The sequence below is a fragment of the Streptomyces sp. ISL-66 genome, assembly GCF_018614135.1.
GTDB lineage: Bacteria > Actinomycetota > Actinomycetes > Streptomycetales > Streptomycetaceae > Streptomyces.
This window is the reverse complement of record NZ_JAGGOW010000071.1, coordinates 1-23,252: the sequence shown is the minus strand read 5'-3', so window position 1 is coordinate 23,252 and position 23,252 is coordinate 1. Positions and strand designations below refer to the sequence as shown.

Genomic DNA, 23,252 nt, shown 5'->3' with positions numbered 1-23,252 from the left:
CCGCCCGGCCCGCCGCCGTGTCGTGGCAGCGGGCCGGGCGGCCGGGGCCGCAGGGCGGCCACGGCTCACGCCGCCTGGATCTCGCGCTCCGTCTGGGCCGGCACCGTGCGCGTGGCGTGCTCGTGCGTGCAGGTGCGGACCGGCTTGGGGCGTCGGCGGCTGGCGAAGAGGCGGGGCAGCGCCAGCGTCACGAAGCCCTCGGCCTGCATCGCGGCGAAGCCGATGCGGGGCAGGTCGCGGGTGGTGCGGAAGACCACGAAGCGGGGCTCCCAGCGGGGGCGGAACTTCGCGTTGAACTTGTACAGCGACTCGATCTGGAACCAGCGCGAGAGGAACACCAGCAGGCTGCGCCACATCCGCAGCACCGGGCCGGCGCCGATCTTCTCGCCGCGGGCCAGGGCCGAGCGGAACATCGCGAAGTTCAGCGAGACCTTCTCGATGCCGAGCGCCGGGGAGGCCTCCAGGGAGGCGACGATCAGCAGCTCGTTCATGCCGGGGTCGGCGGCGCGGTCGCGGCGCATCAGCTCCAGCGACATGCCGTCCTTGCCCCACGGGACGAAGTGCAGGACGGCCTTCAGGTCGCCGAACGGCGAGGTGTCGCCCTCCTCGACGCGGTGAGCGGTGGCGATGTAGCAGTCGCCGTCGCCGGCGTCGCCGACCCGGCCGAGCGCCATCGAGAAGCCGCGCTCGGTGTCGGTGCCGCGCCAGGCCTCGGCCGCACCCCGCACCTGCTCCAGCTCGGCCGAGGTCAGCTCGCTGACCCGCCGGACCTTCGTGGTGTAGCCGTTGCGCTCGATGCGCTTCACCATCTGGCGGACATTGCGCATCGCCCGCCCCGCGAGGGAGAAGTCTTTGACGTCGACGATCGCCTCGTCCCCGAGCTCCAGGGCGTCGAGCCCGGTCTCGCGGGTCCAGACCTCGCCGCCGGTCTCGCTGCAGCCCATGACGGCGGGGGTCCAGGAGTGGGCCTTGGCCTCCTCCATGAACCGCTCGATGGCGCCGGGCCAGGCCTCGACGTCGCCGACCGGGTCGCCGGAGGCGAGCATCACGCCGGACACGACGCGGTAGGTGACCGCGGCCTTGCCGCTGGGGGAGAAGACGACGGCCTTGTCGCGGCGGAGCGCGAAGTGGCCCAGCGAGTCGCGGCCGCCGTGCTTGGCGAGCAGCTCCCGCAGCTTGGCCTCGTCGTCGGCGGTGAGCCGGGCGGCCGGGTGCTCCGGACGGAAGGCCAGGTAGATGGTGGTGACGGCGGTCAGCATGCCGAGGGCGCCGAGCGAGTAGCCGACGGTCCAGGACACCCGGCCGGCGTAGTCGACGGGACCCTCGAAGCCGAAGAGCCCGTAGACGACGTGACTGATCTGCTCGTAAACACCCGGATCGCCGACAACGCGACCCGGGTGCGAGTTGACGATGACCAGACCGAGCCCGATGGAGCCCGCGCTCATCAGCACGAAGTTCGCGAGCGCCTTCCAGCGGCTGCGCGGGTCCGGAAGCGCCTTGAATTCACCCTGATGGCGCACCAGGAGCCCCAGGAGCACCGCCGCGATCACCACGCCGATGACGGAGTGGCGGTACGAGAACTGCGCGACCGCGCCGGCGGGCAGCAGCACCACGGCCGCCCGCCAGGCGCGCCGCTTGCGGCGCTTGAGGCCGTGGGCCAGCAGCAGGAGCAGTACGCCCGCGCTGAGGGCCAGGGCCGCGGCGAAGGGGCCGAAGGAGCCCGGCAGCACCTCGGTCACGGCATGGATGCGGCTGTGCCTGAAGCGCGGGAAGACCCCCGCGGCGATGTCCAGCAGGCCGACGACCGTGACCGCCGTGCCCACCAGGCCGGGGACCGAATGCGCTCGTGGACCCCGGAGGATTCTGCCGACCCGCTTCGGAACCTGTCCCGACTTATCGCCATCTATCCTGCTAGACATCGCTTCCCGTTGCTCCGCGAGAGATCATGTGGCCGAAAGCCGCGACAGCCTCCGGTGTGTGGTGCGTCCCCTAGGACGACATCGAGGGTGAGCGGGTTCACTCATCCGTCGAGAAAAAATCTAGTCCTGCCATAGAAAGTCGACTGACTGCTCATGGGTCTCACCAGTAATACGGTTCTGGCGTTGGCCATCATCGCCGGTGTGCTGCTCTTCGCGGCCACGGTGTGGTCGTGGCCGAAGCTCTCGGGCCGCTCCTGGCGCGCGGTCCTCGGCCGTATCGGCCTCCTCCTGGCGACGCAGCTGGCGCTGTTCTCGGCCGTGGGACTCGCGGCGAACAAGTCGTTCCTCTTCTACGGGTCCTGGGCCGACCTCCTCGGCCAGGAGACCTCGATCGGCAAGGTCGTCGACCACGGGATGAGCAGCGATGACATCAAGGTCGTCGACAAGCAGAAGCTGGACGTGCCCGGCGGCGCCAAGCCGCAGGTCGGCGGACAGATCCTGAAGGTTTCCATAACCGGTCAGAAGTCGAGGATAACGAGCCCCGGGTACGTGTGGCTGCCGCCGGAGTACTTCCAGCCGCAGCACAAGGACCAGAACTTCCCGGCCTCCATCATCCTCACGGGTTACCCGGGAACGGCCGAAAACCTGATCAAAGGGCTGAACTACCCGATGACGGCCTTCAAGCAGGCCAAGGCGGGCAAGATGAAGCCGATGATCCTGGTCATGCTCCGCCCGACGATCGCGCCCCCGCGTGACACCGAGTGCGTGGACATACCGGGCGGCCCGCAGACCGAGACCTTCTTCGCACAGGACCTCCCGCAGGCGATCCAGGACACCTTCCGGGTCGGCAAGAAGCCGCAGAACATGGGCTTCATCGGCAATTCCACCGGCGGTTACTGCGCCCTGAAGATCGCCGCGCACCACCCGGAGGTCTTCGGCGCCGCCGCGGGCCTGTCCGCGTACTACGAGGCCGCGGACGACCCGACGACCGGTGACCTCTTCCACGGGGACGCGCAGCTCAAGGCGCGGGCGAACGTGCTGGAGTCCATCAAGGCGAAGAAGCCGACCGGCACGTCCTTCCTCGTCACCAGCAGCGAGAGCGGCGAGCCGAACCTCGGCGACACGAAGAAGTTCATCAAGCTGGTCAAGAGCCCCGACCGGGTCTCCTCGATCATCCTCGACAGCGGCGGCCACAACTTCAACACCTGGCGCCGCGAGATCCCGCCGATGCTGGTGTGGATGAGCGGCCGCATCCAGGCCTGAGGCCGGGCCGGGTCACCGACCCGGCCCACCCGCCGTCAGACCTCCTGCAGACGGGCCCGGCGCAGTGCCCGGTGCACCCCCTCCGGGGTGAGTACGCCGATCAGCGCGCCGGAGTCCGGGTCCGTGACCCCGATCAGGCCCGAGTCCTCCTGCAGCAGCAGCGCGAGCGCCTCGCGCAGCGTCGCCCCCAGCGCCACGTCGGCGGTGGGGGCCTTTCCGTCGGCGGCCGTCAGGTCGGCCTCCGCGACGGGCGTGACCGCGAGCCGCTTGAGCCCCCGGTCGGCGCCGACGAACCCGGCGACGTAATCGGTGGCCGGCGCGGCGAGGACCTCCGCCGGGCGGGCGAACTGCTCGATGGTGCCCGCTCCGTAGACCGCGATGCGGTCACCGAGCCGGATCGCCTCCTCCAGGTCGTGGGTGACCAGCAGGATCGTCTTGCGCACCGTCCGCTGGAGCGCCAGGAACTCGTTCTGCAGCCGCTCGCGCACCACCGGGTCCACCGCGCCGAACGGCTCGTCCATCAGCAGCACCGGCGGATCCGCGGCGAGCGCGCGGGCGACGCCGACGCGCTGGCGCTGCCCGCCGGAGAGCTGCTCCGGATAGCGGCCCCCGTAGACGGCCGGGTCCAGCCCGACCAGTTCGAGGAGTTCGGCGGCCCGGGCGCGGGCCTTGGCCTTGGGCGTGCCGATCAGCTGTGGGACGGTGGCCGTGTTCTCCAGCACCGTCTTGTGCGGGAACAGCCCGACCTGCTGGATGACGTAGCCGATGCGGCGGCGCAGTTCGACCGGGTCGGCGGCGGCGATGTCCTCGCCGTTCAGCAGGATGCGGCCGGAGGTCGGCTCGATGAGACGGTTGACCATCTTCATGGTCGTCGTCTTGCCGCAGCCGGACGGGCCCACCAGGGTGACCAGTTCGCCCTCCGCAACCTCGAAGGACAGGTCCGCGACGGCCGTGGTCCCGTCGGGGTAGCGCTTGGTCACTTGCTCGAATCGGATCACGGATCCATCCTCCCCTACCGGCGCGGGCGGTTCGTGAAGGGCGTATTGCCTGAGTGCGAAGGTTCCGGCCATTGTCGGTGCCGGGGGTTATGGTCGTTCCCACGTACGTTCGGTGACGGGGGGTGAGGAGCGGATGGCCGGACAGAACTGCCTGGTGGCGAACGACTGGATCTGCTGGGAGTACGTCACGTCCCGGTCCCAGGAGCTCACCGACGCCACCCTCGAGCACGTCTGGATCACGGGCGTGTCGGTGCTGATCGGCATCGCCGTGTCCGTCCCGCTCGCGCTGCTGGCCCGCCGCGGCCGCCGCTGGGCGGCCCCCGTGCTCGGCATCACCACCCTGCTCTACACGATCCCCTCGCTCGCCATGTTCTCCCTGCTGCTGCCGGTGTTCGGCCTCTCCTCGGCGCTGGTGGTGACCGGTCTGGCCCTGTACTCGCTGACCATCCTGGTCCGCAACGTGCTGGCCGGCCTGGAAGCCGTCCCCGAGGAGGTGCGGGAGGCCGCGCGCGGGATGGGGTACGGCACGAGCCGGCTGCTGTGGCAGGTCGAGCTGCCGCTGGCGCTCCCCGCCCTGCTCGCCGGCGTACGGATCGCCACCGTCTCCACCGTCGCGCTGACGACCGTCGGCTCCATCGTCGGCAAGGGCGGCCTCGGCAATCTCATCGCCCCCGCCGTGAACAGCTCCTTCAAGGCCCAGGTGCTCACCGCCTCCGTGCTGTGCGTGCTGCTCGCGCTGGTCGCGGACCTGCTGCTGCTCGGCGTCGAGCGACTGCTCACGCCCTGGACCCGCGCCACCCGCCCCGCGGGCGGCCGCGCCGCGCGCAAGATCCGCACCGCCCGCGTCACCGAGGGGGCCTGATGGGAGTCCTCGGACAGGCCTGGGACTGGCTGGCGGACGGCGCCAACTGGTCTGGGGAGAGCGGCGTCTGGCACCGGCTCGGCGAGCACGTGTACGTCAGCGGGATCGCCCTGGCGCTGGCCTGCGCGGTGGCGCTCCCGGTCGGGCTGTGGCTCGGCCACCTCGGCAAGGGCGGCGGCCTCGCCGTCAACGTCTCCAACATCGGCCGGGCCGTACCGGTCTTCGCGGTGCTGGCCCTGTTCATGGTTTCCCCGCTGCGCAACGCCGGGTACGTGCCCACCATCGCGGCGCTCGTGCTCTTCGCCGTTCCGCCGCTGCTGACCAACGCGTACGTCGGCATGCGCGAGGTCGACCGCTCGGTGGTGGAAGCGGCGCGGGGCATGGGCATGTCCGGCGGCCAGCTCTTCTGGCGGGTGGAGCTCCCGCTCGCGCGCGGCCTGGTGATGACGGGTCTGCGCTCCGGCGCCGTCCAGGTCATCGCCACGGCCACCATCGCGGCCATGGTCGGCCAGGGCGGCCTCGGCCGGATCATCACCGCCGGCTTCAACACGTACGACACGCCACAAGTCGTCGCGGGCGCCCTGCTGGTCGCCGCGCTGGCCCTGCTGGTGGAGGGCGCGCTGATCGCGGCGGACCGGCTGCTGCCGGGCGCTACCGCCCGCTGACCTCGTGACAACGGCCCAGTGGCTTCCGCCTCCTGGCTTCCCCCATTTTCCTTGAAGGAGCAGACACATGAGCAAGTCCACGCGCGTCCTCGGCGCGGCCCTGGGTGCGGTCGCCCTGACCGCCTCGCTCACCGCGTGCGGCGGCGACAGCCTGGAGCAGACCAAGGACGGCGGTTCCTCTGCCTCCGCTCCGTCCGAGGGGGGCAAGGGCGGCAAGCTGGTGATCGGCGCGGCCGGCTTCACCGAGTCCAACGTGCTGGCCGAGCTGTACGCGCAGGTGCTCAGGGACGCCGGCTACTCGACCTCGATCACCACAGTCAACAACCGCGAGCTGTATGAGCCGTCGCTGGAGAAGGGCGAGATCGACGTCGTCCCGGAGTACGCGGCGACCCTCGCGGAGTTTCTCAACGCCAAGGTGAACGGCTCGAAGGAGGCCACCGACAAGCCGGTCGCGTCGAGCGACGTGGCGGCGACGGTGGCGGCCCTTGAGAAGCTCGCGGCCCCGCTGGGCCTCAAGGCGCTGGCGGCGGGCTCGGCCGTCGACCAGAACGCCTTCGCGGTGACCAAGGAATTCGCCGCGAAGAACAATCTCAAGACGCTTTCCGACCTCGGCGCGTCCGGTCTCAAGGTGAAGATCGCGGCGGGCGACGAATGCGCCGTGCGGCCCTTCTGCGCACCCGGCTTGAAGAAGACATACGGAATCGATGTTTCCGGTATTGACCCGAAGGGCGTCGGAACCCCGCAGGCCAAGCAGGCGGTCAAGGACGGCGCCGACCAGCTGGTCCTCACCACCACCACGGACGCCACGCTCGACGGCTACGGCCTGGTCCTGCTGGAGGACGACAAGAAGCTCCAGAACGCCGACAACGTGCTACCGGTCGTCAACGCCAAGGACGCCGGCGCCCCGGAGGTCGCGGCCGCCCTCGACAAGATCACCAAGGCGCTGACCACGGCGGACCTGGTCGAGTTGAACCGCAAGGTCGATGCCGAGCGGGCCAAGCCGGCGGATGTGGCGAAGGCTTATCTCGAGTCCAAGGGCCTCGTGAAGAAGTAGTAGTTGCGCCTTTGATGAGGAAAGGCCGGTAACCGCTCGGAAACAGATTGCCGGGCGGTTACCCCACACCCTGTCCACGCCCTGTAAATTTCAGGCCATGCCCCGTGGACGCCACCGCAATCCCGAACCTCTTCACCGGCTCCTCACGCCGACGACCGTCGGCGGTGTGTCCGTCGCGGCCGCCGGCGCGGCCTGGCTGCTCGCGGAACCGCTGGCATTGCGCCTGCTCGTGGCCCTGACCGCGGCCGCCGGCGTCACCGGGGCCGTCGTCATGCGGTCCTGGGACCGCGCGGCCGGCCGCCGGGTCGCGGAGCTCGGGCGCGAGCGGGTCAAGGACGAGTGGCGCACCGACGAGCGGATAGCCGAGCTGGAATCCGACCTCGAAGAGGCCCGGATGCTGCGCGGCAAGCTCGACGCGAAGCTGCGGGCCAAGCGGGTCGAACTCGCGGGCCTGCGCGGCGAACACGCCGCCCTGCTGCGGCGGTACGCCACCGCCGAGACCGAGCGCGCGAGCGCCCTGGAGCGGCGCCGGCTGCTGGCCATCGAGGCCGCCGCCCCGGCCGCCGCGGCGCCGAGGGAACTTCCCGCCGTCTCCGAGGAGCGCACCGCGGCCGGCGCGCCCACCCCGGTCGGCTTCGCCCGGGCCAATGCCGCGCTGGGGGCGCTGGCCCGCAAGGCGGAGGCGGTGGAGTCGGCCACGGACGGGCCGGGGCGCGGGCCCGAGACCGGGCGCGGGCCGGTGAAGTCCGCGCCGGTGAAGTCCGCGCCGGTGAAGTCCGGGCCGGCGAAGCTCACGCCGGCGAAGCCCGCTCCGGAGCGGTCCGGGTCGGCGAAGCCCGCTCCGGAGCGGCCCGCGCTGGAGGCGCACGCACGGCCCGCGCAGGCCGCGCTTCCGGCGCGCCGCCCCGCGGCCGCCGTGACCCCGTACTCCCCGTACTCCCAGCAGCGCCGCTCGGCCTCGCGCGTCGAAGGCGGCTTCGACTTCTTCGGTACGAAGACGGCGGCGCAGGCCCGCGCGGCCATCGAGTCCGTCCAGAACGAGGACCTGGCCGACGTGGTCGGCCAGGAGGTCCTCGAGGTCCACAAGGCGGAGTCGGCCCGGGGCGGGGCGGAGCCGGAGTTCAAGCAGGCCACCGACGAGCAACGAGCCGTCGGCCAGGTCATCGACCTGACGGCCCACGACGAGACGGAGCCGATCGACGTGGCGCAGCTGCGTACGGCGATCTCCTAGCCGTCGGGCCACGCTGGTTCGGCCGGGCCGGTTGAGCCTGGTTGGTTCGGCGCGGCTGGTCCGGCCCGGGGTGGTTCAGGCGCTGCCCGGTTCAGGCCGCCCGGTTCAGGGCGCCTCGTTCGCGTACGAGGTCACGAGGCGGGCCAGGTGCCGCCCCGCCACCAGGAGCGGGGTGCGGCTCTGGGTGACCTGGGCGCTGGTCTCCGCGCCTTCCAGGGTGTTGATGACGGTCGCGGCCAGGTCGCGGGCTTCCTGCTCCGGGTGGCCCGAGGCCAGGAGCTTGGCGGCCACCAGTTCCTGCCAGTGGGCGAAGGCCCCGGCGCAGGCCGTCTGGAGCTCCGGGATGCGTCCGACGGTCTCCAGGGCGGTGGTCGTCACCGGGCACCCGTCGCGCCAGTCCGAGGCGGCGAGGGCGTCGGCGAGCAGGACCGCGACGGCCTCCACGGCCAGAGCCGGATCGGCGTGCGCGCGGAGCCCGCCGCGGATCAGCTCGGTGAACTCCTCGTCCCCGTAGTGGATCGCGGCCACGGCGAGCTCCTGCTTGCCGCCCGGGAAGAAGTGGTAGAGCGAACCCAGGGTTGCTTCGGCCTCGCGGACGAGCTGTTTGACCGGGGTGTTCTCGTAACCACCGCGCTGCATCAGGCGGGAGGCGGTGCGGACCAGTCGGTCGCGGGTGCCCTCCGCCGTCTTCGCCGTTCCGCTGTTCGCGGCTGCTGCTGTTCCTGCCATGGGGGCGATCCTACCTCCGAATCTAGATAGAGCGTTCGTTCTAGTCTCGTGCTACGGTCGTCCCGAACACCAGATAGAGCGTTCGTTCTAGAGCCGATCGTTGTCAGGGGAGAGCTACGCCGTGAGCCAGAACCAGAACCAGAACCAGCCGCAGGACCGCACCGTCACCGTCATCGGCCTCGGGCCCATGGGCCAGGCCATGGCCGCCGCCTATCTGGACGCCGGCTACGAGGTCACCGTGTGGAACCGCAGTCCCGGCAAGGACGCCGCACTCGTGGCACGCGGGGCCCGTCCGGCCGCCTCCGCCGCGCAAGCCGTAGCCGCGAGCGCGCTCACCGTGCTCAGCCTCATCGACGTCGAGGTCATGTACGCCACCCTCGCGGACGCGGACCTCGGCGGCCGGGTGCTGGCCAACCTGTCCTCCGACGTCCCCGACAAGGCCCGGGCGGCTGCGGTGTGGGCCGGCGCGCGCGGAGCCTCGTACCTCACCGGCGGGGTCAACGTCCCGCCCTCCGGCATCGCGCAGGAGGGGGCGTCCGTCTTCGTCAGCGGGCCGCGCGAGGTGTACGACGCCCACCGCGCCGCGCTCGACGTGCTCGCCGCCACCGACTACCGGGGCGCTGACCCGGGCTACGCGCAGCTCTACTACCAGCTCAACATGATCATGTTCTGGACCGCGTACACCGGCTGGTACCAGGCCCTCGCCGTCGCCCGCGCCAACGGCCTGACCGCGGCCGACATCGTCCCGTACGCCGGGTACACCGCCGACACGATGCGCGGGTTCTACGAGGGCTCCGCGCCGCTCATCGACGCGGACACGCACGAGGGCACGTACGAGCGCCTCACCATGTGTGCGGCGAGCGTCGAGCACGTCCTGCACACCGCCGCCGACTCCGGCGTGGACACCGGAATCCTGACCGCGCACGCCGAGCTCTACCGGCGCGGCGTCGACGCGGGCTTCGGAGCCGACAGCAGCTCGCGGCTGATCGGGCTGCTGGGCGCTTAGCGGGACTGCCTGGCGGAGCCTGGGGCTGCGGTCAATGGGCATGGCCGTGGGCGTCTGCCCGCGGCGTCCTCCAGTCGATGCCGTGTCGACGGGCCGCTGCGAGCGCTGTCGGCACGCCGTCCGAGTAGGGCTCGCCGTGGCCGGGCAATAGTGTCGTGGCTGTGATTGCGGCCAGGGACGTGAGGCTGTCCAATGCCTGTGCGGGGTCGTCGTTGAGGGTGCCGGGCATGATCCCGACGGCGCGGCGGCCGGTGACGACGTCGAGGGTCACCAGGGCGTCTCCCGTGATCAGGACATCGCGGTCGGCGAGCAGCAAGCAGCTGCTGCCCGGGCTGTGGCCGGGCGTGTGGATCACCCGAGGCGATCCCGGTATGTCCAGGCGCTGCCCGTCGGTGTAGGACTCGGCGTGCAGGATCGGTGGCACGGCGAACAGACCCGCGCGCCCCCAGCGCACGGTGAGGGCGAAGACGTGAGGTTTCCACAGGTTGTGCCGAATGCGCCGGGGCGGCATGTGCAGTCCGGCGCCTTTGGCCTGGGCCTCGTCGTCGGGGTGTACGTGCACCGGCCGGCCGGTGGCGTCGGAAAGCCGGCGGATGATGCCCAGGTGATCGGCGTGTCCGTGGGTGAGCACGATGGCCCGGACCGCGTCCAGACCTTGCCCCCGCTCCTTCAGCCAGTCCGTCAGCGCGGGCCAGTGACCGGGCATACCGCCGTCCACGACGGTCAGCGCACCCTCCTGCTCGACGACGTACCAGTTGACGTGGCCGTCTCCGAAACGGAACACCCCGCGGGCAACCTCGATACCGACCTGACGAAGTCTCTGCATCTCGAAGCGCCTCTCCCCCAACAACTTCCACTATGGAAGCCACCGGGGATACTACCCATCCACTTCCATCATGGAAGCCGCTAGGCTGACGACATGCGTTCGTCCCTCGCCCTCGACAACTGCCCCGCCGCCCGAGCCCTGGACGTGGTCGGCGAACGATGGGCGCTCCTGGTGGTGCGTGAAGCCCTCGGCGGAGCCCGCCGGTTCGACGAATTCCGCGATCGGTTGCAGATGAGCGAGAACACGCTTGCCCGACGGCTGGCGGAGTTGACCGCCGCGGGCGTCCTCGGGCGCACGCAGTACAGCCTCAAACCCGCCCGCTTCGAGTACCTCCTCACCGACAGGGGGCGCGCCTTGGTGCCGGTGCTCGTAGCCTTGGCCGCCTGGGGAAACGAGTGGACCGATCCCGATCCCGATCTGCCGGGCCCGCCCGCGCGACCGGGCTGGCTCGACGACAGTGTCTCGGGCGCCGCCGAGCGGAGGAAATGATCGATTGACGCAACCGGATACGCGCCCTAGAACAGCGGGAGCTGGCCCGGATGCGGGGACAGGGCGAAGCCGTCCAGCGTCGGGGCCCAGGCGCCGAGGATCACGCGGGCGCGGGAGCCGGGGCAGGAGATGAGGTCCCCGCGCCCCCGGCCCGAGGGCGGGTCGTGGCGGGCGATCCGCCCGGCGGTGACGGCGCAGTCGCGGCCGCAGGAAGGACAGGCCCGGCGGGGTGAGTGGGACATCCCCCAAGTCTGCCCTGCCCCGCGGACATCAGCCCTACGGTCCGGCGGCCCCGGTGCGCCTCGTCCTGCGGACACCGGCCCGGCCGGCCCGAAAAGCGCCAGGGCGGGAAGTACCGCCGCCGCCCGCTTCGGGCGGGGCGGAGATCGTCACTTGTCGATGTCGCCGACGACGAAGAACAGCGAGCCGAGGATGGACACCATGTCGGCGACCAGCTGGCCCGGCAGCAGGACGGCCAGGGCCTGGATGTTGTTGTACGAGGCGCTGCGCAGCTTGAGCCGGTACGGGGTCTTCTCGCCCTTCGAGACGAGGTAGTAGCCGTTGATGCCGAGCGGGTTCTCGGTCCACGCGTACGTCTCGCCCTCGGGCGCCTTCAGCACCTTCGGGAGGCGCTGGTTGACCGGACCGGGGGGCAGTTCGGCCATCCGGTCCAGGCAGGCGACGGCCAGGTCGAGCGCGTTGTGGGTCTGCTCCAGCAGGACCTCGAAGCGGGCCAGGCAGTCGCCCTCGGTGCGGGTGACGACCGTGAGCACGTCCTGGAGCTCGCCGTAGGCGAGGTACGGCTCGTCGCGCCGCAGGTCGAAGTCGACGCCGGAGGCGCGGGCGATCGGGCCGGAGACCCCGTACGCGTGCACGGCCTCGGCGGACAGGATGCCGACGCCGCGCGTGCGGCCGCGGAAGATCTCGTTGCCGCGGACCAGCTTGTCGTAGACGTCCATGCGGGTGCGGACGTCCGCGACGGCCTCGCGGGCGCGGCCGAGCCAGCCGGCCGGAAGGTCCTCCTTCAGGCCGCCGACGCGGTTGAACATGTAGTGCATGCGGCCGCCGGAGATCTCCTCCATGACGGCCTGGAGCTCCTCGCGCTCGCGGAACGCGTGGAAGATCGGGGTGATCCCGCCCAGTTCGAGCGGGTACGAGCCGAGGAACATCAGGTGGTTCAGCACCCGGTTGAGCTCGGCGAGCAGGGTCCGCATCCACACGGCCCGCTCGGGGACCTCCATGCCGAGCATCCGCTCGACGGCCATGACGACGCCCAGCTCGTTGGAGAACGCGGACAGCCAGTCGTGGCGGTTCGCGAGCATCACGATCTGCCGGTAGTCGCGCGCCTCGAAGAGCTTCTCGGCGCCGCGGTGCATGTAGCCGACCACCGGCTCGGCGCTGACGATCCGCTCTCCGTCCAGGACGAGCCGCAGGCGCAGCACGCCGTGCGTGGAAGGGTGCTGGGGGCCGATGTTGAGCACCATGTCGGTGCTCTCCGCCGCGCCGCCGATGCCGACCGTGGTCTCCGTCATGGCCGCATTCTCGCAGCCCTACGCTGGGGGGATGGAAACGGGGACAACGGGTGAGACGAGCCGACCCGAGTGGGTGGGGCTGCCGGGCGGGCTGCTCACCTTGCGGCGGCTCCTGCTGGTGGTCTGGACGGGGCTGTTCGCGCTGGTGACGGCCCTGGTGCTGGGGCCGGCCGTCGGTCCGCCGTGGGCGGCCGCCGGCGGGCTCTGGCTGCTGGTCCTCCCCTGGGGCTGGTGGATGCTCGGCCGGAACTGGCGCTCCTGGCGTTACGCGGAGCGCGCCGACGACCTGCTGATCAGCCGGGGCGTGATGTGGCGCGAGGAGACCGTGGTCCCGTACGGCCGGATGCAGCTGGTCGAGGTGGCCTCGGGGCCGCTGGAGCGGCGCTTCGGGTTGGCCTCCGTACAACTGCACACGGCCGCGGCGGCGACCGACGCGAAGATCCCCGGGCTCGCGCCCGAGGAGGCCGAGCGGCTGCGGGACCGGTTGACCGAGCTCGGCGAGGCAAGGTCGGCGGGCCTGTGACCTCCGAGTCCGACGCCGCCGGGCCCGTCGCACCCGTCGCACCCGTCGCGCCCTACGTGGAGCGGCGGCTGCACTTCCTCACCCCCCTGCGCCGCGCCTGGGTGCCGATCGCCGCGACCATCGGCGTCGCCGCCCAGCAGGGCGAGAACGTCGCCGAGTGGGTCACCGGCCTCCCCACCCTCCTGCGGGCCCTCGCGCTGACCGCGCTCGTCCTCGCCTTCGGCCTGTACGGCTTCCTCAGCTGGTGGTTCACGCACTACGCCGTCACCGGCACCGAGCTGCGCATCCGCAGCGGGCTCCTCTTCCGCCGCACCGCCCACATCCGCCTCGACCGGATCCAGGCCGTCGACGTCACCCGCCCGCTGCTGGCCCGGCTCGCCGGCGTGGCCAAGCTCCGCCTCGACGTCATCGGCACGGAGGAAAAGGACGAACTGGCCTTCCTGAGCGAGGACGACGCCGTCGCGCTCCGCGCCGAGCTGCTGGCCCGCGCGGCCGGCTTCACCCCGGCCGAGGCCGTCGCGCTGGGCGAGGCCCCCGAGCGTGAGCTGCTGCGCGTGGGCCCCCGCGATCTGGCGATGTCGATGGTGCTCACCCTCTCCCTTCCGGCGGGCGTGCTCGGGGGGCTCGCCGCCCCGGTCGCGGTGTGGTGGTTCAGCTCCAGCCCGTGGGCGGCCGCCGTCGCGACGCTCCCGGTCCTGGGCGCGGTCTGGAAGGGCACCGCCGGCCGGTTCCTCGCCGAGTACGACTGGACCGTCGCCGAATCCCCGGACGGGCTGCGCCTCGACCACGGGCTGCTGGACCGGGCCCACGAGACGGTGCCCCCGGGGCGCGTGCAGACCGTACGGATCGTCGAGCCGCTGCTGTGGCGGCGGCGCGGCTGGGTCCGGGTGGAGCTGGCGGTGGCCGGTTCGAAGAACGACGTCCTGGTCCCGGTGGCCACCCGGGCCGCCGCCTTCGCCGTCGTCGCCCGCGTCCTGCCCGGCGTCGACCTGGCGGGGCTGGCCTTCGCCCCGTCGCCCCGGTCCGGAGCGCGCTGGGTCGTGCCGGTGTGGTGGAAGGGGTACGGGCTGGCCGTCTCCGAGGACGTGTTCGCCGCCCGCCGGGGCCGCCTGTGCCGGCGTACGGAGATCGTCCCGCACGCCAAGGTGCAGAGCGTGCGCCGCTCCCAGGGCCCCTGGGAGCGGGCCCGGGGCGTGGCCGACGTCCAGGTCGACACGGGCGCGAACGCCACGGTCACGGCCCGGCTGCGCGGCGCGGCCGAGGCCGTCGAACTGCTCCACGCCCAGGCGGCCCGCTCCCGCACCTCCCGCGCCGCGGCCCGCCCGGACCGCTGGATGACCTGAGCCGCGGCCGCGGCGAGGGCCCAGGACCGCCGGGGCGGGCGGCTACGCGCCCCCGCCGCCGCCCGCGCGGACCAGGCCCGTCTCGTAGGCGAGGACCACGACCTGGACGCGGTCGCGCAGGTTCAGCTTGGTCAGGATGCGGCCCACGTGGGTCTTCACCGTGGCCTCCGACAGGACCAGGCGGGCGGCGATCTCGCCGTTCGACAGGCCCTGGGCGACCAGCATCATGACTTCGCGCTCGCGTTCCGTCAGCCGCTCGACGTCCTTGTTCCGCGGCTCGGACGAGCTCGCCGGGAGCATCGGCGCGAAGCGGTCCAGGAGCCTGCGCGTCGTGGACGGGGCGACGACCGCGTCGCCGCTGTGCACGGAGCGGATCGCGGCCAGCAGTTCGCCCGGCGGGACGTCCTTGAGCATGAACCCGCTCGCGCCCGCCTTCAGACCCGAGAACGCGTACTCGTCCAGGTCGAAGGTGGTCAGGATGATGACCTTGGGGTGCTCGTCGGGCTCACAGATGCGGCGCGTCGCCTCGACGCCGTCGAGCCGGGGCATGCGGACGTCCATCAGCACCACGTCCACCTTGGTGGCCCGCAGCACCTCCAGTGCCTCCAGGCCGTCGCCTGCCTCGGCGACCACCTCCATGTCGGGCTGTGCGGCGAGCACCATCCGGAAGCCGGTGCGCAGCAGCACCTGGTCGTCGACGAGCATGACTCTTACGGAACGGGCCGGAGAGGGCGCATCAAAGGCAGTCATACGGCCAGAGTACGCAGACGGGGACCCCGCCCGACCGCGGCCTAGTCCCGCGGTGCCAGGGTGCGCAGGACGTCGAACTCGTTGCCCTCGGGGTCTGCCATGACCACCCAACCGCGGTCCGGTCCCTGGCCCACATCCGTCGTGGTGGCGCCGAGGCCGAGCAGCCTGGTCACCTCGTCCTCGGTGCTGGCGTCGATCGGACTGACGTCGAGGTGGAGCCGGTTCTTCACGGTCTTGCCCTCGGGCACCTGGACACCAGGGGTGCCACAAGGCCGTCGGTCACCCCTTCTTCAGCGGGAGCAGGGCACTGATCCGGAAGCCGCCACCGGGCCGGGGGCCCGCGTCCAGGGTGCCGCCGACCATGCCGATGCGTTCGCGCATGCCGATGAGCCCGTGTCCGGCGCCGTCGGCGCCGCCGTCCTCGTACAGCTCGTGGGCGGCGCCGCGGCCGTCGTCCTCGACGAGCAGGCCGAGGCCGTCGTCGAAGTAGACGAGGCGCACGCTGGCCTTCGCGTCCGGGCCGGCGTGTTTGCGCGTGTTCGTCAGCGCCTCCTGCACGATCCGGTACGCCGTCAGCTCGACGCCGCTGGGCAGCTTGCGCGGTGCGCCCTCGACCTCGAAGTCCACCGCGAGCCCGGCCGCCCGCACCTGCTCGACGAGCACGTCGATCTGCTCCACGTCTGGCTGGGGCACGTAGTCCTCGGACTCCTGCGGCTCGCCGGTGCGCAGGACGCCCAGCAGGCGGCGCATTTCGGCCAGCGCGAGGCGGCCGGTGCCGGAGATGGTCTGGAGGGCCTCCTTGGCCTGCTCCGGGGCCGCGTCCATCACGTAGGCGGCCCCGTCGGCCTGGACCACCATCACGGAGACGTTGTGCGCGACGACGTCGTGGAGCTCGCGGGCGATCCGGGCGCGCTCGGCGGCGACGGCCACCTTGGCCTGGGCCGCGCGCTCCTTCTCCAGGCGCTGGTTCCGCTCGACGAGTTGGGCGTAGTAGGCGCGGCGGGTGCGCAGGGAGTCGCCCAGCACCCAGGCGAGCGCGAAGGGGACGATCATGAAGAGGGAGTAGGCGAGGGTCTCGAAACCGGTGGTCCCCTTGTCCACGCCGAAGCGGGCGAAGTACAGCGGCGCGGCCGCGAGCCCGCAGCCCAGGGCGGCGCGGGACACCCAGCGCGGGACGTCGCTCGCGGCGACGGTGAAGAGGATCACGAACATCGCCAGGTCCCACATGCCGGCCGGGATGTCCACGGCCAGCTGGTAGAGCCCCGCTCCGAGGACGAGCCAGAACATCTGCTGGGTCCACTTGCGGCGCAGCGCCACGGCCGAGCTCAGGGCGATGACGAGGGGTACGGCGGCCAGCTTGAGGGTGGTGGTCAGGGCGGGCTCGCCCACGACGTTCATCATCGACACCCCGAACAGGAGGACGGCCCAGAAGCTGTCGACGCCCGTCGGGTGCCTGCGGAGGAAGTCGTAGAGGCGCTGCACTAACCCAGAGTAGGGAAAGCGGATGGGTGCTGGAGTCAACCAGAGGTGCGATCCGCATGCCGGGGGAGTACTACCGGAGGTGGAGGCGACCATTACCTTTCAGCGATGAGCACTCAGGGTGAAGGCACGGCAGACGCTCCGGAACGGGCGCGGCCCGTCCGCTGGCGGACGGCGATGGAGCGCGCGCTGTACGGACCCGACGGGTTCTACGTACGCCCCGGCGGGCCGGGCCCGGCCGGGCATTTCCGCACCTCCGTGCACGCCTCGCCGCTCTATGCGCGGGCCGTGGCCCGACTGCTGCTGTGGGTGGACGAGGAGCTCGGCCGGCCACGGGAGCTGGACCTGGTCGACGTGGGGGCCGGACGGGGCGAGCTGCTGGCCGGGGTGCTGGCGGAGCTGCCGGCGGCCACGGCCGCGCGGGTGCGTCCGTACGGGGTGGAGCGGGCCGCGCGGCCGGACGGGCTCGACGGGCGGATCCGGTGGACGGACGAGCCGCCCGGGCGCACGCGGGGGCTGCTCTTCGCCAACGAATGGCTCGACAACGTCCCGGTGGACCTCGCCGAGGACGGACGGTACGTCGAGGTCGCGCGGGACGGTACGCAGAGCGAGGGCGGCCCTGTGGACGGGCGGGACCGGGCCTGGCTGGACCGGTGGTGGCCGGGCGCGGGCCGGGCGGAGATCGGCAGGCCGCGCGACGAAGCCTGGGCGGCGGCCGTCGCGACCGTGGAGCGGGGGCTCGCGGTGGCGGTGGACTACGCCCACACCCGGGACACCCGCCCGCCGTACGGCACGCTGACCGGATTCCGGGCCGGACGGGAGGTCGCGCCCGTCCCGGACGGCAGCTGCGACGTCACGGCCCACGTGGCGCTGGACGCGTGCGCGGGGCCGGGGGCGGTGCTGCTGACCCAGCGGGAGGCGCTGGGCGCCCTCGGCGTCTCGGGGGCGCGGCCGCCGCTGGCGCTGGCATCGAGCGACCCGGCGGCGTACGTCCGCGCGCTGTCCCTGGCCGGGGAGGCCGCCGAGCTCACCGCCCGCGGCGGGCTCGGCGACTTCGGCTGGCTCGTCCAGCCGGTGGGCGTCGGCCGCTGGCCGGGGTAGCGCTGTGCCGCAGGCCCGCCCTCGGGCCGCGACCCGGCAGACCTTCCCGGCCGCGGTACTAGGCTCCCCCGCATGACTTCCGGCATAGCCCACACCTACTCGGCATACCTGCGGCGGCTCGGTATCACCGAGCCCCTCGGCGCCCCTTCCGCGGAGGGGCTGTTCGCCCTCCAGCGGGCGCACTTGGAGCGCGTTCCGTACGAGAACCTCGACATCCAGCTCGGCCGGCCGGCCGGGATCGACCCCGGTCTGTCGGTGCGCCGCTTCGCCGCCGGGCGCGGCGGGTACTGCTTCCACCTCAACGGCGCCTTCGCGGCCCTCCTCGAAACGCTGGGCTACGAGGTCACCCGCCATCTCGGCGGCGTGTACAAGGAGTCCGATGCCGAGTCCGCCGAGCGGGGCGTGAGCGGCGACCACCTCGTGCTCACCGTCCGGGTCGGCGGGGCCGAGTACTACGTGGACGCGGGGCTCGGTGACGGCCCGCACGAGCCGCTGCCGCTGCGCGAGGGCTCGTACGAGCAGGGCGCGTTCACCTACTCCCTGGAGCGGCCGGAGCCGGTGGAGGGCGAGGACCGGCCGGCGTGGATCTACCGGAACCCGGGCAGCTCCGCCCCCGTCGTGAGCTTCCGTTCGGAGCCCGCCGGGACGGCCGACTTCGAGGCCGAGCACCTGCGGCTCTCGACCTCCGAGAGCTCCGGGTTCGTACGGGCCTTCGCCGCCCTGCGGCGCGACGGGGACGGGATCGACGCGCTGCGCGGGCGGGTGCTGAGCCGGGTCGACCCGGTGAAGGGGAACACGGAACGGGTGCTGGACGGCCCGGAGGAGTTCTACGCCACGCTGGAAGGGCTCTTCGGGCGGGAGCTCGACGATCTGACCCCTGCCGACCGGGCGGCGCTGTGGGCCCGGGTGAGCCGCGCCCACGAGACCTGGCTGGAGACCCGGCGCGGCTGAGGGCGGCGAGCGGGGGACGGGTGGGTGGGGGCGGTCGGGCCCTGCCCGGCCGCCCCCACCCAAGTTCCGTCGCGCGCCCGCCCCGTTGGCGCCCGCCTGCTACGAGGTGGCGTCGTGGTCGTGACCCGGGCGCAGGCCCCCGCCCGTGCCGGAGCCGGTGCTCGGCTGCGAGACCACCGGCCGCGTCAGCGGCGCCAGGTCGTACGCGTAGTGGCCGACCGCGTTCGCGATGACGTCGACGTTGATGTCGAGCGCCTTCTGGTCGATGTTCGCGATCGTGTCGCCCTTGCCGTGGTAGTTCACGTCGTACGCGACACCCGCCTGGCCGCCGAACTTGGCCGCCTGCGCGGCCGTCTTGATGCCCTCCGCGCCCGTGTCCGTACCGCCGGACGGGATGCCGGCCTCGATGAACGGGCCGTAGTCCGAGCGCCCCGTGAAGTCGGAGCCCTCGTGCGGAATGCCGCGGCCGTCGAGGAAGTCGGTGATGCCCTTCTCCAGCTGCGCCGAGCCCTCCGGGCCGGGGCCCGAGCCGACCGCGTCCGAGTCGTCGCCGTCATAGACGAAGTACGCGGCGTTCGGCGAGGCGATCATGTCGAAGTTCAGGTAGAGCTTGATCTGCTTCTTCTGCGCGTCGCTCAGCCCGCTGACGTACGCGTCGGAGCCGAGCAGGCCGAACTCCTCCGCCGACCACCAGGCGAACTTGACCTTGTTCTTGATCTTCGTCTGGCTGCTCGCGAGGCGCTGCGCGACCTGGAGGATGCCGGCCGAGCCGGAGCCGTTGTCGTTGATCCCCGGGCCCGCCGCGACGGAGTCGAGGTGCGCGCCGAGGAAGACGGTGTTGTCCGCGTCGCCGCCCCGCGACTCCGCGATGACGTTGTAGGTCTTGCGGTCCTCGTGGAACTCGCGGATGTCGAGGGTGACCTCGACGGGTCCGGCCGCGGCCTCGGCGGCGAGCCGCTCGCCCTCCGCCCTGGTGACGCCGCCGGTCGGGATCTTGCCCGCGTCGGCCGCGCCGAGAGTGCCGTTCAGGGCGCCCTCGGTGTTGTTGTAGATGACCGCGCCGACCGCGCCGGCCACCGCCGCGTTCGCCTGCTTGACCGCGAAGGTGCAGCCGCCGCGCTTGATCAGGGCGACCTTGCCGGTGAAGGCGCCCGCGGCGAAGTCGCCGGGCTCGCAGCCGTTCGTACCGTCCGCGTCGACGGGGGTGACGGCGATCCGGGCCGTCACGCCGTTCTCCGGGCCGCTGGCGGTGTACGTCATCACCTTGATGGGGACGTCGCGGCCGCCCGCGCCGTTGACCTTGAGGCTCTCGGCGATGGCCTCGACGTACACGAAGCCGAACTCGTTCTTGGTGACCTCGTACCCGGCCGCCCGCATGACGGCCTCGACGTACTGGGCCGACTGCACGTGGCCCTTGGAACCCGCCACGCGGGTGCCGTTGTTGTAGTCCGCGATGGCCTGCAGGACCTTCAGATGGTTGTTGGCTCCCTTGCCGGTCGCCTCCTTGACCAGCTTCCTGGCCAGGGCGTCGCCCCTGGCGGCGTCGCTGTGCGGGCTGCCGGTGGCGCCGGCCGGGCCGGCGAGCAGCAAGGGGGAGACGAGGGCCGCGGCCGCCAGGGCGGCGGTGGCTGCGGCTATACGGCGTGAGGGCATGCAAAGTCCTTCCACGACGGGTGCGAGAACGAGTGCGGGTGCTGATGCAGGTCGGGCGCGGTGCGTGGGGGGAGTGGTGGAGGCACGTTAAACACCAAGGAGCGGCCGTGGCCAGAGTTTTCACTGATTCCGGTCCGCTGAATCCGCTTATCGGTGCATCCGAGCCGTCGCAATCCGGCCAACGCCCGCTGTCCGTACCACCGTGGTGCTGCCGCGGGGCTACCGCAGGATGCCCTCGATGAAGTCGGAACCGATCCGGGCGACCGCCCCCAGATCCAGCTGGTGCTGGACGTAACGCCCTTGACGACACGTCTGGAGCAGCCCGGCCTTCTTCATCACCGCCAGATGGCGGGACACCTCCGGCGCGGTGATCCCGTACGCGGACGCCAGCTCGCCGGTCGTGTACGGGGCGCGCGCCAGGCTGCGGCACAGCATCATCCGCATCGGATGGGCCAGGGCCTCCATGCGCCGCTGGAGCAGCTCCACCGACCCCGGCGCGGAGGCCGGTTCGGGCGAGCCGAGCGGGTAGTGGACGACCGGGCGCCAGCCGGGGGCGTGCAGCACCATCAGATGCGGCCAGCCGAAGTACGTCGGCACGAACAGCAGGCCGTCGCCTATTCGGGCATCGGTGGCGGTCGTGGAACCGTGCGTCATCTTGTCCACCGAGAGGGTCGTCAGCCGCTCGTCGATGCTCAGCGCCGAGGAGATCTCCTTGAGCACGGCCGGCAGCCCCTTGCGGCGCAGCAGCTCCGTCTTGTGGCGGACGTCGGCGCTCTGCCGGGGCTCGACCCGGCGCCAGGTCTCGGCGAAGAAGGCCTCGTCACAGTCCTCCAGCAGCCGGCGCAGCCACACCCGGACGCCCGCGGTGTCGTCGAGCACCCGCAGGGCGAAGGCCAGCTGCTGCGGCCCGCGCGCGGAGGCCGACTCCAGCGCCTTCGCGCGGGCGAGCGGATCCACGGGCGGCGAATGCACGGCTCCGCCGTCGTACATCGCCAGCCGGCAGTGCTCCAGGGCGGCCGACACGAACCGCTCGTCGTCCAGCCGGTCCAGGAGGTCGAGCTCCTCGGCCAGCGTGGCGCCGGGGCGGCCGGAGCCGCCGGGAATCCCGGCGAACGGCATGAAGATGTCGGCGAAGGAGCTGCGCCACATGAAATCGCCCTCCAGCAGCCGGTCCGCGATGCCGGGATCGAGCGCGGCGGCGGTGGTGGAGGTCCAGGAGGCCAGCCCGGGGTGGTGGCCGGGCTGGGAGAGCGCGTGCAGCGCCATGCAGAGCTCCGCGAGCGGGGACGGCGCGAAGCCGATCCGCTCCGCGGGGAGCCCGGTGATGTCGATGGTGACGCTCATCGCATCATTCTGCCCGTGCACGGGCCGGGCGGTTGACGGGACGGGCCCGGCCCGGCCGCCGGTCCGCTCCCACGGGTGACGGGCGGCCCGCCCGGACGGGTGAGCGACGTACGGCCCCGGGCGGGCGGGACGCGGCCACCGCCGCCCGGGAGTACGCCGATTGACGGGCCCGGTCAATCGACGGGCCCGGCGCGGCCGAGGGGGTGAGGATGGGTGCGCGACCGCCGTCGCGCGGGGCCCGCGCGTGCGGTGGACCTTCCCGGTCACCGCCCTAGAGGCGGGCCACGAAGTCCGCGACCGCCGACGCCACGTCCGCCTCCGTCCAGGACAGGCCCGGCTCCGTGACCTCCACCTCCGTCACCGAGAGGCCCGGCGGGCCGTCGGGGGACCAGCGGCGGAAGAGGACCGTGTCCGTCTCCTCCGCCAGTCGGACGCCCGCCTCCGTGAGGCGGTCCGCGTCGTACGGGAGCCACACCTGGAACTGGTGGGTGTGCGGAGCCTCCGGGTTGATCCGGAACCAGGGGACCTCGCAGGCGGCGAGGGCGGTGGACAGCGCGGCCGCGACCCTCCGCGCCTGGGCGACGTAGGAGGGGAGCTTCGGCAGCTCCCGTTCCAGCCCGGCCAGGGCCGAGAGCGCGGCCGGGAACTGGCGGAAGAGCTGGCCCCCGTACCGGTGGCGCCAGACCCTGGCCTCCGCCACGAGCGAGGCCGAACCGGCGAGGGCCGCCCCGCTCAGGCCGCCCAGCGACTTGTAGAAGGAGACGTAGACGGAGTCCGCCAGCGCCGCGATCTCCGGCAGGGACCGCCCGAAGTGCGTGGCCGACTCCCACAGCCGGGCGCCGTCGAAGTGGACCACCGCGTCCCGCTCCCGGGCGGTGGCCACCAGGGCCGAGAGCTCCTCCCACGTCGGCAGCAGGAAACCGGCGTCGCGCAGCGGCAGCTCCAGCATCAGCGTCCCGAACGGCTCCGCCAACTCGGCGATCTCCGAGGCCGTCGGCTGGCGCGGCTCGCCCGTCGGGTGGACGGTGCGCAGCCCGGAGACGACCGAGAGCGCGCCGCCCTCCCAGCGCTCCGGATGGCTCATCGGATGCAGGGCGACCACCGGGTTACCGGTCCGTCCGGCCCAGCAGCGCAGCGCGATCTGCTGGGCCATGGTCCCGGTCGGGAAGAACGCCGCGTCCTCGGTGCCCAGCAGCTCCGCGACCCGCCGCTCCAGCCGGGCCACGACCGCGTCGCCGTAGACGTCGGCCGGCTCGTCCGGATCTGGGGCCAGGCCGCCCAGCTCCGCCAGCAGCCCGGCCACGGTCGCCTCCCGCAGGCTGTGCGACAGCTTGCGCCCCGCCGCCCGCCCGGCCGCCACCAGCCGCCCGGAGACCGCCTCGGCCCGCTCCTCGGCCCCGGCCGCCCGCTCGGCGAGCTCCGCGGCGGCCGCGTCCGCGAGCTCCGCGTCCGCGAGCTCCGCGTCCGCGAGCTCCGCGTCCGCGAGCTCCGCGGCGGCAAGGTCCGCGGACTGCTCGGCGGACCGGTCCGAGGC

The 23,252-nt window shown here is 72.4% G+C and carries 22 protein-coding genes and 1 pseudogene; 10 read left to right on the top strand and 13 right to left on the bottom strand.

The window, feature by feature from the left end:
• Positions 1–65: 65 nt before the first annotated feature.
• Positions 66–1,919: a phosphatidylglycerol lysyltransferase domain-containing protein gene (locus tag J7E97_RS14830; RefSeq protein ID WP_215027105.1), complete on the bottom strand. Its 1,854-nt coding sequence runs from the start codon at positions 1,917–1,919 to the stop codon at positions 66–68.
• Positions 1,920–2,072: 153 nt separating this feature from the next.
• Between J7E97_RS14830 and J7E97_RS14825 the strand changes: the two genes are divergently transcribed.
• Positions 2,073–3,182, top strand: coding sequence for an esterase family protein (locus tag J7E97_RS14825; protein ID WP_215027103.1), 1,110 nt, complete (start codon positions 2,073–2,075; stop codon positions 3,180–3,182).
• Between the two features lie 35 nt (positions 3,183–3,217).
• On the opposite strand, the gene J7E97_RS14820 is transcribed toward J7E97_RS14825, so the two are convergent.
• Entirely contained in the window at positions 3,218–4,180 is a 963-nt protein-coding gene (locus J7E97_RS14820; protein ID WP_215027102.1) for an ABC transporter ATP-binding protein, read from the bottom strand.
• Between the two features lie 133 nt (positions 4,181–4,313).
• Between J7E97_RS14820 and J7E97_RS14815 the strand changes: the two genes are divergently transcribed.
• The 3 genes from J7E97_RS14815 to J7E97_RS14805 all read left to right on the top strand — a co-directional run bounded on the left by J7E97_RS14815 (position 4,314) and on the right by J7E97_RS14805 (position 6,761).
• Positions 4,314–5,042 carry an ABC transporter permease gene (locus J7E97_RS14815; protein WP_215027099.1) on the top strand — a complete coding sequence of 243 codons (729 nt, stop codon included), beginning with the start codon at positions 4,314–4,316 and terminating at the stop codon, positions 5,040–5,042.
• Positions 5,042–5,707: an ABC transporter permease gene (locus tag J7E97_RS14810; protein ID WP_215027097.1), complete on the top strand. Its 666-nt coding sequence runs from the start codon at positions 5,042–5,044 to the stop codon at positions 5,705–5,707. Before J7E97_RS14815 ends, J7E97_RS14810 begins: the two co-directional genes overlap by 1 nt.
• A 67-nt stretch (positions 5,708–5,774) precedes the next feature.
• A complete protein-coding gene (locus J7E97_RS14805; RefSeq protein ID WP_215027095.1) occupies positions 5,775–6,761 on the top strand; it encodes an ABC transporter substrate-binding protein in 987 nt (328 codons plus the stop codon).
• A gap of 132 nt (positions 6,762–6,893) precedes the next feature.
• Here J7E97_RS14805 and J7E97_RS37005 read toward each other — a convergent pair whose 3' ends face one another.
• Both J7E97_RS37005 and J7E97_RS14790 read right to left on the bottom strand, forming a co-directional pair.
• On the bottom strand, positions 6,894–7,784 hold the full coding sequence (locus J7E97_RS37005; RefSeq protein WP_374224155.1) for a pentapeptide repeat-containing protein: 891 nt from the start codon (positions 7,782–7,784) through the stop codon (positions 6,894–6,896).
• A gap of 313 nt (positions 7,785–8,097) precedes the next feature.
• Positions 8,098–8,721, bottom strand: coding sequence for a TetR/AcrR family transcriptional regulator (locus J7E97_RS14790; RefSeq protein ID WP_215027089.1), 624 nt, complete (start codon positions 8,719–8,721; stop codon positions 8,098–8,100).
• Between the two features lie 121 nt (positions 8,722–8,842).
• Here J7E97_RS14790 and J7E97_RS14785 point away from each other — a divergent pair, with 121 nt between their 5' ends.
• Positions 8,843–9,727, top strand: coding sequence for an NAD(P)-binding domain-containing protein (locus tag J7E97_RS14785; protein WP_308346507.1), 885 nt, complete (start codon positions 8,843–8,845; stop codon positions 9,725–9,727).
• 31 nt (positions 9,728–9,758) lie between these two features.
• Here J7E97_RS14785 and J7E97_RS14780 read toward each other — a convergent pair whose 3' ends face one another.
• Positions 9,759–10,553 carry an MBL fold metallo-hydrolase gene (locus J7E97_RS14780; protein ID WP_215027087.1) on the bottom strand — a complete coding sequence of 265 codons (795 nt, stop codon included), beginning with the start codon at positions 10,551–10,553 and terminating at the stop codon, positions 9,759–9,761.
• 93 nt (positions 10,554–10,646) lie between these two features.
• On the opposite strand from J7E97_RS14780, the gene J7E97_RS14775 reads away from it, so the two are divergent.
• Positions 10,647–11,042 carry a helix-turn-helix domain-containing protein gene (locus J7E97_RS14775; protein ID WP_215027085.1) on the top strand — a complete coding sequence of 132 codons (396 nt, stop codon included), beginning with the start codon at positions 10,647–10,649 and terminating at the stop codon, positions 11,040–11,042.
• A gap of 26 nt (positions 11,043–11,068) precedes the next feature.
• Here the strand turns inward: J7E97_RS14775 and J7E97_RS14770 are convergent, their stop codons facing one another.
• Both J7E97_RS14770 and J7E97_RS14765 read right to left on the bottom strand, forming a co-directional pair.
• Positions 11,069–11,284 carry a hypothetical protein gene (locus J7E97_RS14770; protein ID WP_215027082.1) on the bottom strand — a complete coding sequence of 72 codons (216 nt, stop codon included), beginning with the start codon at positions 11,282–11,284 and terminating at the stop codon, positions 11,069–11,071.
• A gap of 147 nt (positions 11,285–11,431) precedes the next feature.
• The gene (locus J7E97_RS14765; protein WP_215027080.1) at positions 11,432–12,574 is read right to left on the bottom strand and encodes an NADH-quinone oxidoreductase subunit D; all 1,143 of its coding nucleotides are present in this window, start codon (positions 12,572–12,574) and stop codon (positions 11,432–11,434) included.
• Between the two features lie 31 nt (positions 12,575–12,605).
• On the opposite strand from J7E97_RS14765, the gene J7E97_RS14760 reads away from it, so the two are divergent.
• The gene (locus tag J7E97_RS14760) at positions 12,606–13,097 is read left to right on the top strand and encodes a PH domain-containing protein (RefSeq protein WP_215027078.1); all 492 of its coding nucleotides are present in this window, start codon (positions 12,606–12,608) and stop codon (positions 13,095–13,097) included.
• Entirely contained in the window at positions 13,094–14,440 is a 1,347-nt protein-coding gene (locus J7E97_RS14755) for a PH domain-containing protein (RefSeq protein WP_215027075.1), read from the top strand. Before J7E97_RS14760 ends, J7E97_RS14755 begins: the two co-directional genes overlap by 4 nt.
• A gap of 42 nt (positions 14,441–14,482) precedes the next feature.
• Here J7E97_RS14755 and J7E97_RS14750 read toward each other — a convergent pair whose 3' ends face one another.
• The 3 genes and pseudogenes from J7E97_RS14750 to J7E97_RS14740 all read right to left on the bottom strand — a co-directional run bounded on the left by J7E97_RS14750 (position 14,483) and on the right by J7E97_RS14740 (position 16,672).
• Positions 14,483–15,190, bottom strand: coding sequence for a response regulator transcription factor (locus tag J7E97_RS14750; protein WP_215027072.1), 708 nt, complete (start codon positions 15,188–15,190; stop codon positions 14,483–14,485).
• A 41-nt stretch (positions 15,191–15,231) separates the two neighbouring features.
• Positions 15,232–15,444, bottom strand: a pseudogene (locus J7E97_RS14745) (VOC family protein); the annotation flags it as partial.
• A gap of 25 nt (positions 15,445–15,469) precedes the next feature.
• Positions 15,470–16,672: a sensor histidine kinase gene (locus tag J7E97_RS14740; protein WP_215027066.1), complete on the bottom strand. Its 1,203-nt coding sequence runs from the start codon at positions 16,670–16,672 to the stop codon at positions 15,470–15,472.
• Between the two features lie 105 nt (positions 16,673–16,777).
• On the opposite strand from J7E97_RS14740, the gene J7E97_RS14735 reads away from it, so the two are divergent.
• Both J7E97_RS14735 and J7E97_RS14730 read left to right on the top strand, forming a co-directional pair.
• Positions 16,778–17,770, top strand: coding sequence for an SAM-dependent methyltransferase (locus J7E97_RS14735; protein ID WP_215027063.1), 993 nt, complete (start codon positions 16,778–16,780; stop codon positions 17,768–17,770).
• Between the two features lie 72 nt (positions 17,771–17,842).
• Positions 17,843–18,721, top strand: a complete 879-nt coding sequence (locus J7E97_RS14730; protein WP_215027060.1) for an arylamine N-acetyltransferase — start codon at positions 17,843–17,845, stop codon at positions 18,719–18,721.
• Between the two features lie 99 nt (positions 18,722–18,820).
• Here the strand turns inward: J7E97_RS14730 and J7E97_RS14725 are convergent, their stop codons facing one another.
• From J7E97_RS14725 to J7E97_RS14715, 3 genes are all read right to left on the bottom strand, one after another.
• Complete coding sequence (locus J7E97_RS14725) at positions 18,821–20,374, bottom strand: M28 family metallopeptidase (RefSeq protein ID WP_215027057.1); 1,554 nt, start codon at positions 20,372–20,374, stop codon at positions 18,821–18,823.
• A 219-nt stretch (positions 20,375–20,593) separates the two neighbouring features.
• Entirely contained in the window at positions 20,594–21,718 is a 1,125-nt protein-coding gene (locus J7E97_RS14720) for a DUF5937 family protein (RefSeq protein ID WP_215027054.1), read from the bottom strand.
• A 271-nt stretch (positions 21,719–21,989) separates the two neighbouring features.
• Entirely contained in the window at positions 21,990–23,078 is a 1,089-nt protein-coding gene (locus tag J7E97_RS14715; RefSeq protein WP_374224154.1) for a low specificity L-threonine aldolase, read from the bottom strand.
• Positions 23,079–23,252 lie beyond the last annotated feature (174 nt).

Bases quoted from the DNA above. Each gene is read 5' to 3' on its own strand.
- J7E97_RS14815 (WP_215027099.1), top strand. From the start codon at position 4,314: ATGGCCGGACAGAACTGCCTGGTGGCGAACGACTGGATCTGCTGGGAG.
- J7E97_RS14810 (WP_215027097.1), top strand. From the start codon at position 5,042: ATGGGAGTCCTCGGACAGGCCTGGGACTGGCTGGCGGACGGCGCCAAC.
- J7E97_RS14725 (WP_215027057.1), bottom strand. From the start codon at position 20,374: ATGCCCTCACGCCGTATAGCCGCAGCCACCGCCGCCCTGGCGGCCGCG.
- J7E97_RS37005 (WP_374224155.1), bottom strand. From the start codon at position 7,784: ATGGCCGCGCGGGCCTGCGCCGCCGTCTTCGTACCGAAGAAGTCGAAG.
- J7E97_RS14770 (WP_215027082.1), bottom strand. From the start codon at position 11,284: ATGTCCCACTCACCCCGCCGGGCCTGTCCTTCCTGCGGCCGCGACTGC.
- J7E97_RS14775 (WP_215027085.1), top strand. From the start codon at position 10,647: ATGCGTTCGTCCCTCGCCCTCGACAACTGCCCCGCCGCCCGAGCCCTG.
- J7E97_RS14805 (WP_215027095.1), top strand. From the start codon at position 5,775: ATGAGCAAGTCCACGCGCGTCCTCGGCGCGGCCCTGGGTGCGGTCGCC.
- J7E97_RS14825 (WP_215027103.1), top strand. From the start codon at position 2,073: ATGGGTCTCACCAGTAATACGGTTCTGGCGTTGGCCATCATCGCCGGT.
- J7E97_RS14790 (WP_215027089.1), bottom strand. From the start codon at position 8,721: ATGGCAGGAACAGCAGCAGCCGCGAACAGCGGAACGGCGAAGACGGCG.
- J7E97_RS14750 (WP_215027072.1), bottom strand. From the start codon at position 15,190: ATGACTGCCTTTGATGCGCCCTCTCCGGCCCGTTCCGTAAGAGTCATG.
- J7E97_RS14735 (WP_215027063.1), top strand. From the start codon at position 16,778: ATGAGCACTCAGGGTGAAGGCACGGCAGACGCTCCGGAACGGGCGCGG.
- J7E97_RS14730 (WP_215027060.1), top strand. From the start codon at position 17,843: ATGACTTCCGGCATAGCCCACACCTACTCGGCATACCTGCGGCGGCTC.
- J7E97_RS14780 (WP_215027087.1), bottom strand. From the start codon at position 10,553: ATGCAGAGACTTCGTCAGGTCGGTATCGAGGTTGCCCGCGGGGTGTTC.
- J7E97_RS14760 (WP_215027078.1), top strand. From the start codon at position 12,606: ATGGAAACGGGGACAACGGGTGAGACGAGCCGACCCGAGTGGGTGGGG.
- J7E97_RS14765 (WP_215027080.1), bottom strand. From the start codon at position 12,574: ATGACGGAGACCACGGTCGGCATCGGCGGCGCGGCGGAGAGCACCGAC.
- J7E97_RS14830 (WP_215027105.1), bottom strand. From the start codon at position 1,919: ATGTCTAGCAGGATAGATGGCGATAAGTCGGGACAGGTTCCGAAGCGG.
- J7E97_RS14720 (WP_215027054.1), bottom strand. From the start codon at position 21,718: ATGAGCGTCACCATCGACATCACCGGGCTCCCCGCGGAGCGGATCGGC.